The 14,844-nt window shown below is 59.4% G+C and carries 16 protein-coding genes; 4 read left to right on the top strand and 12 right to left on the bottom strand.

Annotated features, from left to right (window positions below):
• Positions 1 to 198: 198 nt before the first annotated feature.
• From AC07ZS_RS13080 to AC07ZS_RS13070, 3 genes are all read right to left on the bottom strand, one after another.
• On the bottom strand, positions 199 to 453 hold the full coding sequence (locus AC07ZS_RS13080; RefSeq protein WP_146191298.1) for a hypothetical protein: 255 nt from the start codon (positions 451 to 453) through the stop codon (positions 199 to 201).
• Positions 454 to 1,300: 847 nt separating this feature from the next.
• Positions 1,301 to 1,645, bottom strand: a complete 345-nt coding sequence (locus AC07ZS_RS13075) for a thioredoxin family protein (RefSeq protein WP_494798976.1) — start codon at positions 1,643 to 1,645, stop codon at positions 1,301 to 1,303.
• Positions 1,642 to 1,920 carry a hypothetical protein gene (locus AC07ZS_RS13070; RefSeq protein ID WP_494798975.1) on the bottom strand — a complete coding sequence of 93 codons (279 nt, stop codon included), beginning with the start codon at positions 1,918 to 1,920 and terminating at the stop codon, positions 1,642 to 1,644. The genes AC07ZS_RS13075 and AC07ZS_RS13070 overlap by 4 nt, the downstream gene beginning before the upstream one ends.
• 282 nt (positions 1,921 to 2,202) lie before the next feature.
• On the opposite strand from AC07ZS_RS13070, the gene AC07ZS_RS13065 reads away from it, so the two are divergent.
• On the top strand, positions 2,203 to 3,303 hold the full coding sequence (locus AC07ZS_RS13065) for a DNA-binding protein (protein ID WP_494798974.1): 1,101 nt from the start codon (positions 2,203 to 2,205) through the stop codon (positions 3,301 to 3,303).
• 374 nt (positions 3,304 to 3,677) lie between these two features.
• Positions 3,678 to 3,992 carry an H-NS histone family protein gene (locus AC07ZS_RS13060; protein ID WP_086123799.1) on the top strand — a complete coding sequence of 105 codons (315 nt, stop codon included), beginning with the start codon at positions 3,678 to 3,680 and terminating at the stop codon, positions 3,990 to 3,992.
• A gap of 8 nt (positions 3,993 to 4,000) precedes the next feature.
• Here the strand turns inward: AC07ZS_RS13060 and tnpB (AC07ZS_RS13055) are convergent, their stop codons facing one another.
• Both tnpB (AC07ZS_RS13055) and AC07ZS_RS13050 read right to left on the bottom strand, forming a co-directional pair.
• Positions 4,001 to 4,273 (bottom strand): IS66 family insertion sequence element accessory protein TnpB, encoded by a 273-nt coding sequence (tnpB, locus tag AC07ZS_RS13055; protein ID WP_494798973.1) that lies wholly within the window; start codon positions 4,271 to 4,273, stop codon positions 4,001 to 4,003.
• 22 nt (positions 4,274 to 4,295) lie between these two features.
• A complete protein-coding gene (locus AC07ZS_RS13050) occupies positions 4,296 to 4,667 on the bottom strand; it encodes a transposase (protein ID WP_382160201.1) in 372 nt (123 codons plus the stop codon).
• 20 nt (positions 4,668 to 4,687) lie between these two features.
• Here AC07ZS_RS13050 and AC07ZS_RS13045 point away from each other — a divergent pair, with 20 nt between their 5' ends.
• The gene (locus tag AC07ZS_RS13045) at positions 4,688 to 5,410 is read left to right on the top strand and encodes a tyrosine-type recombinase/integrase (RefSeq protein ID WP_382160198.1); all 723 of its coding nucleotides are present in this window, start codon (positions 4,688 to 4,690) and stop codon (positions 5,408 to 5,410) included.
• Here AC07ZS_RS13045 and AC07ZS_RS13040 read toward each other — a convergent pair.
• Both AC07ZS_RS13040 and AC07ZS_RS13035 read right to left on the bottom strand, forming a co-directional pair.
• On the bottom strand, positions 5,327 to 6,007 hold the full coding sequence (locus tag AC07ZS_RS13040) for a heavy metal response regulator transcription factor (protein ID WP_382160195.1): 681 nt from the start codon (positions 6,005 to 6,007) through the stop codon (positions 5,327 to 5,329). The genes AC07ZS_RS13045 and AC07ZS_RS13040 overlap by 84 nt on opposite strands.
• A 177-nt stretch (positions 6,008 to 6,184) precedes the next feature.
• Positions 6,185 to 7,285, bottom strand: a complete 1,101-nt coding sequence (locus tag AC07ZS_RS13035) for a cation efflux transmembrane domain-containing protein (RefSeq protein ID WP_077446928.1) — start codon at positions 7,283 to 7,285, stop codon at positions 6,185 to 6,187.
• 55 nt (positions 7,286 to 7,340) lie between these two features.
• On the opposite strand from AC07ZS_RS13035, the gene cadR reads away from it, so the two are divergent.
• Positions 7,341 to 7,760 carry a Cd(II)/Pb(II)-responsive transcriptional regulator gene (cadR, locus tag AC07ZS_RS13030; RefSeq protein ID WP_010791743.1) on the top strand — a complete coding sequence of 140 codons (420 nt, stop codon included), beginning with the start codon at positions 7,341 to 7,343 and terminating at the stop codon, positions 7,758 to 7,760.
• A 22-nt stretch (positions 7,761 to 7,782) separates the two neighbouring features.
• On the opposite strand, the gene tnpC is transcribed toward cadR, so the two are convergent.
• The 5 genes from tnpC to AC07ZS_RS13005 all read right to left on the bottom strand — a co-directional run bounded on the left by tnpC (position 7,783) and on the right by AC07ZS_RS13005 (position 14,842).
• Positions 7,783 to 9,333, bottom strand: coding sequence for an IS66 family transposase (gene tnpC, locus AC07ZS_RS13025; protein WP_031757192.1), 1,551 nt, complete (start codon positions 9,331 to 9,333; stop codon positions 7,783 to 7,785).
• Positions 9,334 to 9,409: 76 nt separating this feature from the next.
• Positions 9,410 to 9,742, bottom strand: coding sequence for an IS66 family insertion sequence element accessory protein TnpB (gene tnpB / locus AC07ZS_RS13020; protein WP_003121550.1), 333 nt, complete (start codon positions 9,740 to 9,742; stop codon positions 9,410 to 9,412).
• A complete protein-coding gene (gene tnpA, locus AC07ZS_RS13015) occupies positions 9,739 to 10,134 on the bottom strand; it encodes an IS66-like element accessory protein TnpA (RefSeq protein WP_006217728.1) in 396 nt (131 codons plus the stop codon). Before tnpA ends, tnpB (AC07ZS_RS13020) begins: the two co-directional genes overlap by 4 nt.
• 190 nt (positions 10,135 to 10,324) lie before the next feature.
• Positions 10,325 to 13,525 (bottom strand): CusA/CzcA family heavy metal efflux RND transporter, encoded by a 3,201-nt coding sequence (locus AC07ZS_RS13010; protein WP_382160192.1) that lies wholly within the window; start codon positions 13,523 to 13,525, stop codon positions 10,325 to 10,327.
• Positions 13,526 to 13,537: 12 nt separating this feature from the next.
• A complete protein-coding gene (locus tag AC07ZS_RS13005; protein ID WP_382160189.1) occupies positions 13,538 to 14,842 on the bottom strand; it encodes an efflux RND transporter periplasmic adaptor subunit in 1,305 nt (434 codons plus the stop codon).
• Positions 14,843 to 14,844: the final 2 nt, after the last annotated feature.

The following is a 14,844-nucleotide window of genomic DNA, read 5'->3' as shown; positions in this document are numbered from 1 at the left end:
TCTTCACCTTCGTGTCTCTGGTGTCTCGATACATGCAAACCTCGCGCCACCTCTCAACTTGTTCAGCGTAGCCCTAAGTGGCAGCAATCAGTCTTGACTTGACGATGGGCACGGAGACGTGAACGGCCGCTGATGGCCGATGTGCGTCATGGTAGCGGGGGCGGTGGTGGGCACTGAGCGGACTGAGACCTTGGGACCTTACCTCGACTGGTCTTTCAGTACTCGCAGCGCCAAGTAGGCTACGCAAGCGCCGAGGGCCGTCCAAAACAGGTGGTAGGCAACATGGCCGGCAGGCACACCAAGTGCTGCCTTCAAGACTTGCGCCAGACCGTTGCGGAGCGACGAGATGGTTGGCGACGGCGGTGCCAATGTGACGGCCGCCCATGCGCTGAGCAAACTCAAGCCGGCTCCCACAACGAAAAAGAACCAAGCAGCAATCTTCGCTTCGCGCACGTTGCCTCCTCCTCGAATGTCCACTTCTGGCCGATTCCCGAAGTCTAGCCTTCGAACTGGGGGGCAGCTACCCATCAAGATGGGATCGCCGGCCGCCTACGTATCACCAGCCTCTTCAAGCAATCGGTGGTGCCTCGTGGAGTTCTCCACAGGGTGGCCGGTGAAGTTCGTTGACTGAGGTGCCGAACTCCATGTCAACGGTGTCGAACTTGGTGTCCAGGAAGCCTGAAATACGCAGCTGTAAGGAAGCGGGGCACGAAATAGCCCAGCAATCATTACCCGCAGCAGCGACTCGGTATTGGCCGGGCAGACTTGGCAGCTTGAGTGAGGTCATCAAGACTCAGGTCCTTAAGAATCGTGCACTGGGGCGCAGGACCCCCCGCATTGTTTTGTGCACGCAATCACAAACCTACTTAGGCTGCGCTCGAGGGCCAGCAGCTCTGCCAGCTTCGCGCACAGAGCGAGGTGGACCTGGGCAATTTCGCGCGCTTCAACGCAATTTGAATTATCCCTGGAAGCAAGGCCCACCAAGGCCTTCGTGCCCTCTACAGAGAAACCAAAAAATGCCGGCAATGACGGATGCCTTTGTCTGCGCAGGGGCAGGAACATCAGCGTAGGTTGCGTCAACCCGAACCGCCGCCGGGGGCCGCGTCTCGCCGGACACTGAACCGATCCGCGGCGGATCGGCTGGGGTATCCGCGCTGGGTGTCGTGCTCAAAATCGTGAATGACGCAGATTGTTGTCAGTGTAGAAAACACCCGCGTGCCGGGAGAAGCTGCTGAACAGCGAGGCCAGGGTGTCCAGGGACAGTCGATACGTCTGGTCAACGATTCCTGAGCATTGGCGATTATTCGTCTCGAAGTCGCAGGGAGCGCAGCAATGGCTGCCAGGTCGCGACCTCGGCGTCGGTGGCCTGCAGTGAACCCTGCTGCGCAGCTTGGCACAGGCGCTGCAGCATGCCCGGCTGGGGCGTAATCGGCCCGGCAAAACACAGCTTGCCGGCGGTATCCACGATCAGGATCATGGGAAAGGTCGTGATGTCAACTTCGTCCAGCACGGCCTCGAAGTCCTCCACGTCGACCCAATGCGTGCGCCAATCGAGACGCGTGCCGGCGAGCTTTTCAAACTCGGGGAGGTAGTCGCGGCAGGTGCCGCACCAATCGGCACACAGGCACACCACGTCCAGCGTCATGCGCGCAGGTCGTTTTTGGCGGCCGCATCGAGAGAGGCCATCAGCGGCTCATAGCCCTTCTTGCGCAGGGCCTGTCCGCGAGTGTTGAAGAGACCGGGATTGCCCTTGGAACCGGACTCAAAGGCTGCGCTCAGATCCTTATGGGCGGGCACCAGCGGGCTGGCGTTTTGAAATGCTGCGGAGGGAAACGCCATGACTGCACGTCCGACCTTGGTGTTGGAGGTCGGGATGTGGCGAACACCAGCGTTATGGGTCAGTGAGGGAAAGAAGCTCATCGATCACATTCCTGTGGTCTGGGCAACGCGATCGGTTGCCTTGTTGAAAGATAGTCGCTCTATTGGACACCATGGAAGTCAAACCGGTCATTTCACATTTCAGCGGATGGCACTGGTGGGATCCTTCCATCGCAAGTCTGGGTACAACCGCTGGAAGTCCCATCACATTGGATAACCTCTCATTACCCAACATTAATTCTGCCTAAAAACTCAACCTCCCGCCCTCATAAATAGTATGTAATATCGTGGTACATACCATAGTACGAAAAAAGAGGGTAAGCCATGGCCAGAGCCGGAATCTACAAGTCTGAAGTGCTGCGCGCCCGCGATAAATTGCGGGCCACGGGGCGCAACCCGTCCATCGATGCGGTGCGCGAAGAGCTGGGTAGCGGCTCCAAAACCACGATCCATCGCTACCTGAGGGAGATAGAGGAAGAGGAAGGGCCCGCCACCGGCACCCGCGTAGCCGTCAGCGAGGCGATCCAGGATCTGGTGGGCCGCCTGGCCGCCCGCGTCAATGAGGAAGCCGAGGAGCGGGTCACTGCGGCGCAGGCCAAGCACGCCGAGCAGCTCGCGGCGCACCAGCAAACAGCTACGGCACTGAAAACCGAGGCGCAGTCCACCCGCCAGCAACTGGAGCAAACCCAACGGGCGCTGGCCGAGGAACAGACGGATCATGGCAAAACCAGCGAAGCGCTGAGCGGCAAGACCCTGGAAAACACGCAGCTCGTCCAGCAGGTGGCCGACCTGCAGGAGCGCCTCGCGGCCGAAGAGCGCCATCGCCAATCCCTGGAAGAAAAGCACCAACATGCGCGCCAGGCGCTGGAGCATTTCCGGCAATCCAGCAAGGAGCAGCGCGACCAGGACCAGCGCAAGCAGGAGCAGCAGGTGCAGTTCCTGCAGGCCGAGGTGCGCGCCGTGAACGAGACCTTGGCCACCAAACAGCAAGAAGCCGTCCACGCCTTGCAGGACAACGCGCGCCTGCTGGGCGACTTGTCGCGCGCCCAAGGCGATCTGCACCGAGCCCAGGAAGAGATGCGGGGCCTGCGGCCGCTCAAGGAGGAACTGGGGTTTGCGCAGAGGCGCATCGAGGAGTTGGGCCGGCGCTTGGTGGAGCAGGATGCTGCTGTCCTGCAGCTCAGCACCACGAACGAGCAGTTGCAGGCCAAGGTCGATGGACTGCTCACTGCGAATCAGCAGCTGGAACTGGCGCTGGCGACGGCCAGGTCATCCGTCACGGCGCAAGAGCACGTCGTCGCCAGCATGATCGAGCGATTCAGTGCGACGGCTCTTGGTCCTGAGTTGGCAGTGACAAACTCGGATGAAGTGGCCAGTGGATCAGTCAAGAGAGAGTCAAAAAAGTCAACGGGGACGGAGACTTAAGCTTGTTGCTGCGGTTTCTTTTACATGCCTGCCTGCCGACCCTCCAACGCATCCCCGATGCGTTGGCACGGTTGCCCAAAATGCATTGACGTTGCGGGCAGTTCTCAGGCTACGGTCGTTTCTGGATTTTCTCAAAAAGCGGCGGAAAGTCGACCAAGAATCAATGACTTAGCTCGCGCCTGTAGATGCTGCATTTCTTTTTTTCTCAAAATGCGGCGGAAATTCCCTGGGACCAGCCGCGAATTCAATTCGATATGGTCCTCACTGGAACCACTGCGGCCAGTGCTGGTTAGACTGACTCCGTTGCCGTGGACCAGCGACTCGGTCGATCGACGGTAACCTACCATCCTGGAGCCAAACGGAAGAACCACACGATGCCGAAGGTCAAGCCCGTCACCGCCATGAAGCAGCGCCTCCAGGAATCGCTCAGTGATCTTGCTGAGCAGGAAGAGGTGATCGAACTGGTTCGGCAGGCGATCGAAATGTACGACTTGAAGCCAATGGATGTGTTCTCAGAGGATGAACTCGGGGCGGCACTTGCGCCGGACCCGGTGGACGAGTCAATACCGTACTGCGACCGAGCCGGCAACACCTGGGCCGGCAAGGGGAGGCGGCCGACTTGGCTCGTCGAGGCGATCGAGGCCGGCGCCGCACTCGAAGACTTTAGGAATCCCGCGTACGGCGGCTGAGCCAGACGTCAGGCCCGGTCGAGGGAATTTTGTCGACGATTCCCTAAAAACCGAGATGACCCCTTCTCCAGACGCTTGAGCAACAGCCAGAAGCCGTTGCGCTCCCAGCCCAGGATCTTCACGCGGTCGCGTCGGCGGTTGCTGAACACGTACGCGCATGAGGCGAACGGATCGAGCTCCAGGGTCTGTTCGACCAGCACCGCCAGGCCGTTGATGCTCAACCGGAAGTCCACCGGCTCGCGGTGCAGGTAGACCTTCAGTCCTTCGTCGAAGCGGAACACCGCAGCCTCCCCAGCGCCTGGATCAGTTCGTCGATGTTGCGCAGCTCGACGCAGCGAAGGTCGATCGCCACACCATTGGGCAAGCGTGCTGCACGTCCATCACAACGGCGTTCGGCAATGCCGGTGGCAATGAGACCGCGACGAATGCCGCGGCCGCTGGCACCACGTTGGTAACGGCTTTGCGCGCTGGACCGCCGTGGACATGCTCGCGAAGCCAGCGGCTCACCTGATTGGCATTGACGCCGCACTCGCGTGCGAGGCGCGACACCGAGGCGCCAGGCTGCCGACATAGTGCCACCAGCTCCGACTTCGCCGCTTCGTCGTACACGCTGCGTCCGTCTCTCTTATGCCCCACCACCAACCGGCGTTTGAGGTCTTCCAAATCGTCTGTCATTTACGTTCCCGCGTTCATCTATGTGGGAACGTAGGCTGTCAGGTCGCAGCCCGCGGATCAAGAACGTGGTTCATTGGCGCATACCGCCAGCGCATTGGCGTCGTGCACCTTTACCGCAGACGCTCGCGCCGGACGAGGTCAATCGGTGGCTGGGTGCCTTCGCGGTGGATTTACCGTCGCACATGCGCTGTTACGCCCTCGTGCGCTGCGTCGTCGACCTCGGGCTGCGCAGTAGCGAGGCGATCACGCTGGAACTCGACGACATCGACTGGGTAGCCGGCACCGTTCGCATCAGCAAAAGCAAATCGCGACGCGCCGATGTACTACCTCTGCCGCACCTTACCAGCGCTGCCATTGCTGACTACATGCGATCGGAACGACCCCAGACTACGAGCCACCGGGTCTTCGTTCGGCACGTTGCGCCCGTGATGAAACAGTGGCCGCCGAGGTCGTCAAGCATGCCGTGCGCCAGCCGTATCGTCGCGCCGGGTTGCCGTACACTGGGGGCATTCCCGGCACACGACTGGTCAGTCGGCTTCTCAACGCCGGCGGCACGCTCAACGAGGTCGCCGATGTGCTTCGCCATCGAGAGCTCCAAACCTCACTCATCTATGCCAAAGTCGACTTCGGTCGGCTGGGCGCAGTGGCCATACCTTGCGTTAAAGCTCGGGTTCATCAAGCACGTATCCCATGCCACGCACCGTTCTCAACAACTTTGCGTCGAACTCATCATCGATTTTTGACCTTAGCCGGCCCACTGCCACTACTATCACGTTGCTCTCGCAGTCGAAGTTAATGTCCCACATGAGCGAAGCAATCAAGGACCGAGGCAATACTTCACCACGACGTCGCATAAACAGCTCGAGAAGCCCGAACTCCTTAGTGGTCAAATCCAGCAAACGACCGGACCTCGACGCCCTTCTACGCACCAGGTCCAACTGCAAGTCAGCTACTTGAAGTATGGTGGATTCTTGGGACTGGGCACCTCTGCGGAGAACAGTCTTGATGCGTGCCAAGAGCTCCGAAAACGAAAATGGCTTCGCTAGGTAGTCATCCGCGCCCAACTCGAGACCTTTTACGCGGTCCTCAATGCTGTCTCTGGCAGTTAAGTACAGCACGGGCAGTTGAGGCTTTTTTCGCCTCAAAGAGCGAAGCACCGACCAGCCATCAATTCCTGGCAAGTTCACATCCAACAGAACGAGATCGTAGTCACCCTCAGTAGCTTCAATCAAACCGTCGATGCCATCACGCATCAATTCAGTGTAGTAGCCGGCCTCTCTCAAACCCTGCTTCAGGTACTCGCCCGATTGGACTTCATCTTCCACTATGAGTATCTTCATATTGCAGCTGTCTCCATGGGCGACAGTTTGGCAGTTGAGGAACGGCAATCGCGGAGATGACGAACATGTAATTCAGCTGACACTCCGCCAGGTGCTGACGACGATGCAATTGCCCTCACGTAAGCGGCCGGCCATCCCACCTTGGCTAGGCATCGGTGTGGGATGCCGCTAGATTGGCTATCGGAGGTTCAGGATGCGCCGGGCACCGCTGAGCACTATCAGCGCAATGACTGCGCCAATCACGAGGTCAGGGTACGAGGAGCCCGTCCAAGCGACCAAAACACCAGCGACTATCACCCCCGCGTTTGCGATCACATCATTCGCAGAAAAAATGTAGCTTGCCGTCATGTGGGCGCCCCGATCCCGCTTCTTGGCGATCAGCACCAGGCAGGTGACGTTGGCGATCAATGCGACCAGCCCGATACTCATCATGAGCATGGACGCCGGCTCACTTCCCACAACTGCCCGCCGAACGACCTCCAAAAGCGCGCCAAGCGCAAGCACGACTTGCAACCAACCAGCGATGTGCGCTGCCTTCATCTTCAAGGCGGCGGCGCGGCCCACCGCATAGAGCGCCAGTCCGTAGACCGCCGCATCGGCGAACATGTCAAGCGAGTCCGCTATGAGACCTGTGGACTGGGCGATCAGGCCAACGATCAACTCAAAGACAAACATCGCACCGTTGATAGCGAGCAGCAGCTTTAAGGTCCGAGCCTCAGAGGCATTCCCCTCTGCGTCTGGGGCCGTAGACTCGTCGCTTTGCACGCTGTCCAACACTTGCGCGCCGAGGTTGAGAGGGATGAGACGGCCCAGCAGCTCTTGCGTACTTCCCCCATGCTGCACGGTGAGTACACGGTCCTTCAGATCGAAGTCCAGTGCCGCAACAGCCGACGCATCGGCCAGCGCCATCCGAATGAGATTCTCCTCCGACGGGCAATCCATCTTCGGCACGGAGAAACGCGTCTTCCACTGCCCGCCTTCGGTGCGCCTCTCGCTTGTCAGCAGAACCGCACCCAAGTTCAGGGGCGTCAGCTTCTGGGCGATCCTGGCGGGCTCGCCCGAGTGCACCACCCGGAGCTGCCGATGGGCCAGATCGAAGGTCATCGGCCCAACCCCGGTCAGACCACCCAGCGCCATGCGAATGAGGTTCTCCTCGGAGGGGCAGTCCATTCCCGGAACTGAAAATGTGCTCTCCACGGAAGCAATGGCGCTTGGGGCCTCGTCGACCGTCTGCGAATTGCAACTGCTCGAGCAGCTACTGCTTTGACATGTACTCATGTCCCGTATTAGAAACCCTCAAGTAGCTGTAGAGTCAAGCGGTAGGTAGGCAAATATGAAAATCGGTGAACTATCGTCATTGGCAGGGTGCTCCGTTCCCGCGGTGCGCTTTTATGAAGCAGAGGGCCTTCTGCAGGCGCCCCTGCGGGCCGCCAACAACTATCGGCAATATGGCCAACAGCATGTCGACAGGTTGGCCTTCATCGTTCGGTGCCGCTCGCTGGACATGTCGCACGACGATATCCGGGCTCTGCTGCAGTTGCAGGACGACCCCGCCATGTCCTGCGACGAGGTCAATGCCTTGCTAGACGATCAAATGCGCTTGGTAGAGCAGCGAATCGCCGAGTTGCAGGCGCTGCGCAAGCAACTGCGTGCCATCCGCAGTACCTGTGCGGGAGGGGTATGCGTTGGCGATTGCGGTGCACTTGAATCGCTGCGCAGCGCCACTGGGGCAAGCTGGCCAACCGTTCGCTGAGCGGAGCCTCAAATAACGACATTCAGCTCGGTGCGAACCAACGATGCGGTAGCAACTCGTGAACCAGGCTAACCCGTTGCGTCGGCAAGCGAGCCAAAACGTCCTTGAGATACGCATAGGGATCATGCCCATTGAGTCGTGCTGACTGGATGAGCGTCATGACGGCTGCTGCCCTCTGACCAGCTCGTAGGCTGCCCGCAAAGAGCCAGTTGTTGCGGCCAATGGCAATCGGCCGAATCTGGTTCTCGATCCAGTTGTTGTCCACGGGCAGCTGTCCGTCATCGACGAACCGGGTCAAAGCCTCCCAGCGCCGCAAGCTGTAGTCCAGCGCTTTGGCGCTTGCCGAGCCTTCCGGCACCTTCTGGCGTTGCAGCACCATCCACTGGTGCAAGGCATCAAGCAGCGGCTTCGTTTGTTGTTGCCGGATGGTTTGGCGCTGATCGGTCGCAATCTCCTTGACCTCACGCTCGATCTCGTAGACCCGCGCGAACTGCTGCAGCGCGACCTCGGCGATCTGGCTTTGGTTCGCCGCGTGCAAATCGAAGAACTTGCGCCGCGCGTGCGCCAGGCAGCCGACCTCGGTCACACCACTTGCGATCAAGGCCTTGTAGCCGCTGAAGTCGTCACAGGTGAGGCTGCCTCTCCAGTCGCCCAGGAAGCGCCGGGCGTGTTCGCCCGAGCGCGATTCGCAGAAGTCGTAGACGACCGCCTTGATGTTCTCGAAGGCGCCCGTGGCATAGGCCCATAGGTACGCCCGGTGCGCCTTGCCGTTGCCCGGCTTGAGCATGGACACCGGCGTCTCGTCGGCATGCAGCACGCGGCGCTGCAGCAGCTCTGTCCTCATGGCGTCAACCAGTGGCTGCAACTGCACGCCACACGAGCCCACCCATTGCGCCAGCGTGGAGCGGGGGATGGCTAGGCCGGCGCGGCCGAAGATCGCTTCCTGGCGGTACAGCGGCAGGTGGTCGGCGTACTTGGCCACCAGCACTTGCGCCAGTAGCCCAGTGGTAGGGATGCCTTTGTCGATGATGTGAGGATCGACAGGCACCTGGTGAATCGTCTCGCACTGGGCACAGGCCCACTTGCCCCGGATGTGGCGCTCCACCGTGAACACGCCGGGCGCGTAGTCCAGCTTCTCGGCCACGTCCTCGCCGATGCGCTTCATCTGGCAACCGCAGGCGCAGGTGGTGGACTCGGGCTCGTGGCGGATCTCGCGCCGCGACAGGTTGGCCGGCAGGGGTGCGCGTTTGGGGACTTGCTTGTCTTGGCGGCCTGCCACTGGCGGCGTGGCCTGCTCGATCTCATCGGCCACCGCCTGCAGGTCCTCATCCAGCGATTCATCGAGCAGGCTCTTCTGCTCGGCGCTGAAGCGCTCCGACTGTGCGGCGAACTTCATGCGCTTGAGCAGTGCGTTCTCGTGCGTGAGCTTGTCGATCTGCGCCTGCTTGAAGACCGCCTCTTGGCCCTGGCGTGCGATCACGCCGTCTCGCTCGGCCAGCTCACCCATCAACGACAGCAGGGCCGCTCGCATCTGCTGCGGCTCCAGGGTGTCAAGGTGGTCTGCGGTGATCACGGGAGAAGATGATGCGGCTAACATCACATTCGCGCATCGGTGCAAGCGCTGATTGCCTGGCCAACGACCGGAGCACTCAAAGTACAGTGATGACTCCAGCCTCGCCGACGTTCTTCCAGGGCAGGCCCAGCACGAGCGCATCGAACTGCGTTCGGCTGAGTGTGGCGGTGGTGGCGGCATCGCGCGGCCAGACGAACTTGCCGCTATTCAGGCGCCGGGCCGCCAGCCAGACACCGATGCCGTCGTGCACCAGCACCTTCATGCGGTTGGCTCGTCGATTGGCGAACAGATAGGCGTGGTGTGGGCGCGCTGCGCCAAAGACAGCCACTACCCGGGCGAGCGCCGTCTCGGTGCCTGCTCGCATGTCCAGCGGCTCGGTGGAGAGCCACAGCGCATCAATGCGGATCATCGGAGCCAGTCGCGCAGCCACGCTGCACATGACGCTGCATCTTCCAGGGGCCAGTTCACGGTGACTACGCTGGCGCTGCGCCGAACATCAACGCGAATCGCACGCGACACGGGCGGCGAGCTGGTCTCGGTTGCTGGGAGCTGTTCAACTGGTGGAGGCAGATTCAGCGCAACGAACTCATTCCGGGGCGCTGGCAACAGGGAGTCTGCTTGCTCGCGCATCCAGCGATGAACGATGTTGGCGTTGATTCCGTGTGCAAGCGCTACGCCGGCCACTGACGCGCCGGAGACCTGGCATTCGGCCACGATCTGGCCTTTAAGTTCCGGGGAGTAGTAGTGCCGCTTGGGGCGCTGGGCGATCGTGTCGTTCGCCATAGTGTGCGTGATGTTCATCGTGCACACGATGCCTCGACACTGGGTCTATCTCAAGATGGGATTGCCGGACGCTTACGCCCTCACGGTCTGGAGCGCGAGAGGTTGTCGCAATAAGGCCAGCCGTACAGACGAGCCTCTGCTGTTGATGTTCGGGCTCCATCGATACGAACTCATAGCCTTGGCAAGTGCCAAGGCTATGAGCGACACGTTATGTCGGTTGGTGCGAAGAGGGAGGCAAAACGGGAGAAGCCGATTCGTCGTCAGCCTCTTCATCTTCTTCTCGTCGATAAACAAGCCGATATAGGACCGGCAACACCAGCAACGTCAGTGCTGTTGATGACAAGATGCCTCCAATCACCACAGTTGCCAGGGGGCGCTGCACCTCTGCACCCGTGCCGGTTGCGATCGCCATGGGAACGAAGCCAAGCGAAGCCACCAAGGCTGTCATCAGCACTGGACGAAGTCGCGTCAACGCGCCTTCGAAAATCGCGTCATCCAGTGTCGCACCACCCTCTCTGAGATTTCGGATAAATGAAATCATGACCAGCCCGTTCAGCACGGCCACGCCAGACAACGCAATAAACCCGACAGCAGCTGAGATAGATAGGGGAATATCCCTCAGCCAAAGCGCGAGGATCCCGCCCGTAAGCGCAAAGGGGATTCCGGTGAACACGATGAGGCCGTCTCGCACGTTGCCGAACATGGCGAACAGCAATACGAACACCAGGAGAAGCGCTACCGGGACCACGATCTGCAAGCGCTTTGTCGCGGATTGAAGATTCTCAAACTGTCCACCCCACGTGGTCCAGTATCCCGTCGGAATGACCACCTTCTCCTTCAGAGCGGCTCCGGCTTCCTCCACGAAGGAGCCCAAGTCGCGCCCACGCACATTGGTGCTTACGACGATTCTCCGCTTTCCATCTTCTCGGCTGACTTGGTTTGGTCCTGGTGCCAAATCAAGTGTCGCCAACTCTGAAAGAGGGATAAAGCTCACACGAGTGCTTCCGTCCGCCTGTGTGGCCGCTGGGAGCGTTACCGGGAGACGACGGATCGATTCCAGGTCCCCTCGCATCCTCTCGGGCAGGCGTACAACGATGTCGAATCGGCGATCTCCCTCAAAGAGGGTTCCAGCATTACGACCACCAATGGCAGTAGCAATGGTGTCTTGGATGTCTCCCACGTTGACGCCATAACGTGCCGCCTTGCTTCTGTCAATGTTGATGGAGAGCATGGGCAGGCCGGTGGTTTGCTCGACGTTCACCTCGCTCGCCCCATTGATAGAACCAAGAACCTCGGCGATTTCCTGGGCCGTTTTGTTCAGCACATCCATGTCGTCGCCAAACACTTTGACAGCCACGTCCGCGCGCACACCGGAGATCAACTCGTTGAAACGAAGTTGAATCGGCTGTGAGAACTCGTAGTTGTTGCCCGGGATTTTGCTCACCCTCTCTTGGACAGCTTCAACGAGCTCTCGACGCGTCCGCTTAGGACTTGGCCATTGGTCCTCAGGCTTCAACATCACATATGCGTCGGAGATGTTCGGCGGCATAAGATCTGACGCGATTTCGGCGGTACCTGTGCGGGCAAACACACGCTCAACTTCAGGAAACTCTGCCACCAAAGTGCGCTCAATTTGCTGCTGCATCTGGACAGACTGAGACAAACTGGTGCCTGGAATTCGCAGCGCCTGGATAGCGAAGTCACCCTCGTTAAGGCTGGGTATGAACTCACTGCCCAAGCGAGTTGCCAAAAGCCCCGACAACAGAACGGCCACAGCTGCAGCGGTCAGAACAACGGCCCTCGCGCCCATGGCACGTTTGAGCAGTGGGTGGTAGGCGCGACGAGCCCAACCCATGAGACGATTTTCCTTTTCGCCGACGTTGTTGCCGATAAACATGGCGACAGCTGCAGGGATAAACGTGATTGAGAGAATCATGGCACCCAACAGTGCGATTACGACTGTCAGAGCCATCGGATGGAACATCTTGCCTTCCACGCCTGTAAGGGCGAAGATGGGTAGATAGACGACCATGATGATGAGCTGGCCGTAGAGCAGTGGCCTTCGAGCCTCCTGAGATGCGGCAAAAACTTCATGGAATCGCTCCGCCTTTGTCAATGGGCGTCCATGGCGCTCTTGGGCATGTGCCAGGCGACGAATGCAGTTTTCCACAATCACCACGGCGCCGTCGACGATGATGCCGAAGTCAAGCGCCCCCAGACTCATCAGGTTGGCACTCACCTTCTGATTCACCATCCCGGTGAAGGTGAAGAGCATCGAGAGGGGAATGACCAGCGCAGTCAGCAACGCCGCTCGGATGTTGCCCAGGAAAAGGAACAACACCGCGATGACGAGCACGGCACCTTCAAACAGGTTCTTCTTGACCGTAGAGATTGCCTTGTCCACTAGAACTGTTCGGTCATATACAGTAATCGCGTGTACGCCCTCTGGAAGATTCTGATTTATCTCCTCCATCTTCTTCGCAACAGCTTGGGCGACCGTTCGACTGTTCTCGCCCAAGAGCATGAACACCGTGCCTAGCACGACTTCGCGACCGTTATCCGTAGCTGCGCCGGTTCTCAAGTCCTGACCAATATCGACCTCCGCAACGTCGCGGATTCGAACCGGAGTTCCACTGTTGTTCGCCAAGACGACATTGCGGAGATCCTCAAGGCTGCCGACTTGGCCTGGAGCCCGAATCAGATACTGCTCGCCACGCCTCTCGATGTAGCCGGCGCCCACGTTGGCGTTGTTACGCTCAAGAGCTTGAACGACATCAGGCAACGTCAACCCGTAGGCCAACAAACGCTCCGGTATCGGAGCAACCTGGAACTGTCTCTCAAAACCGCCGATAGAGTTAATCTCAGTCACACCCGGCACATTGCGGAGTTGCGGTTTGATGATCCAGTCCTGAATCACACGAAGGTCGGTCGGCGTATACGGTTTGCCGTCCGCATTCTTCGCTCCTTCTTCAGCCTCCACCGTCCAGAGGAAGATTTCACCCAAGCCGCTAGATATTGGCCCCACAGCTGGATGGACCCCCTCTGGCAGAGAGCTGACCGCACCCTGCATTCTCTCGTTCACCAACTGGCGCGCGAAGTAGATGTCGGTGCCGTCCTTAAAGACAACGGTGACCTGAGATATGCCATAGCGCGAGATGGACCGTGTTTGTTGAAGGCCAGGCAGCCCGGCCATGACGGTCTCAATCGGGAACGTGACGCGCTGCTCTGTCTCAAGAGGCGAGTAGCCAGGTGCGGCCGTGTTGATTTGCACTTGGACATTGGTAATGTCCGGCACGGCGTCAATGGACAACCGTTGGAAGTTGTACACGCCGAGCCCAACCATTCCGAGCACGGCCAACATAACCAGCCATCGTTGTTCGATGGCGAAGCGGATGATGCGTTCAAACATAGTGAGCGGCCTTTAGTGCGCGTGCGTCGCCGAGCTCTTGCCCTGCTCAGACTTGACGACGAAGCTGCCGTCTGCGGCATAGGACTCACCTGCCTTCAGGCCATCCAGAATCTCAACCCGCTGACCATCAGTGCGTCCGACACGCACAGCTTTCGCGACAAAGCCGCCTTCAACCTTGGTGAAGACCGAAGTCTTGTCTTCCACGGTTTGAAGCGCGTTTGCATCGACTGTTATCGCCGATGCCTTGTCATTGTCATTCGTAAGCACCTCGACGGTTACGAAGAGCCCAGGCCGCCAAGCGCCCTTCGGGTTGCTCAGTTCAACACGAGCAGGTGCCGTTCGAGTTTGAGCACCAATCAGCGAGCCAACAAACGCAATCTTTCCGTCCGCAACAACATCTGCGGCGTCAGCTTTTACTCGTACACGCTCCCCGACTCGAACCTTGGAAAGGTCACTTGCACCCACGCTCATCTCAGCCCACACCGTTGAAAGGTCGGACAAGGTGAACACGTTTGCGTCCTCGCGTACGGCCTCGCCGATAGCGATGTGCTTTTCCACGACCATCGCATCGAACGGCGCCCGCAGCTCAACTCGACCTAGAGCACCGGAACCTGCTGATGCTCCAAGTGTCCGCAACTTCTGAGTGGCATTTGCCACTGCAATCTCTGCCTCACGCAAGGCTTGTCGGGCTTGCAGGACATCCTGTTCCGGCGAAATCTTCTGCTGCCAAAGTGTGTTTTCGCGTTCGTACGTCGTCTGTGCAAGTTCACGACGCTTCGTCGCTGCTTGGAGCTCAGACCTAACCTCCGAAACGGCAGAACTTGAAATGACCGCCAAGATTTGGCCGCGAGACACCTTCTGCCCGAGATTTGCGCTCACACTCTCAACGACCCCCGCTGCTCGCGGAACGATGTGCGCGGTTCGGTCCTCGTTAAATCGAATCTCTCCAGGGAGCTGCAGCGTGGTACGAATCACAGCAGCACCACTTTCCTTAATCACGATACCGGCTGCCTTCACCTGCTCGTCCGTCAAAGCCACCTTTTCCTCATCCTCCTTGTGTGCCTCTTCGCTTGCGCCGGACGGTGACTTGCTCTGTTCAGCAGAGGTGCCGGAACCAGTTTCCTTGGCTCCTGCTTTGCTAGCACCGCCTTCGACCTGTGAGCTTTCTTCCTCATGGCCATGGCCATCGCTTTCGCCGTGGCTCTCTCCGCCTCGCAGGATTAGGGCTCCTCCGACTGCGCCCAGCACCAGGATGATGGCGATGATGATGAGCTGCTTTTTCTCAGGTCTTGCATTCATAGGTGATTTGGTGGCCATGG

It is taken from the genome of Hydrogenophaga sp. GW456-12-10-14-TSB4 (assembly GCF_059424305.1).
Note: the sequence above shows the minus strand (reverse complement) of the source record. Positions and strands in the feature narration are given on the sequence as shown.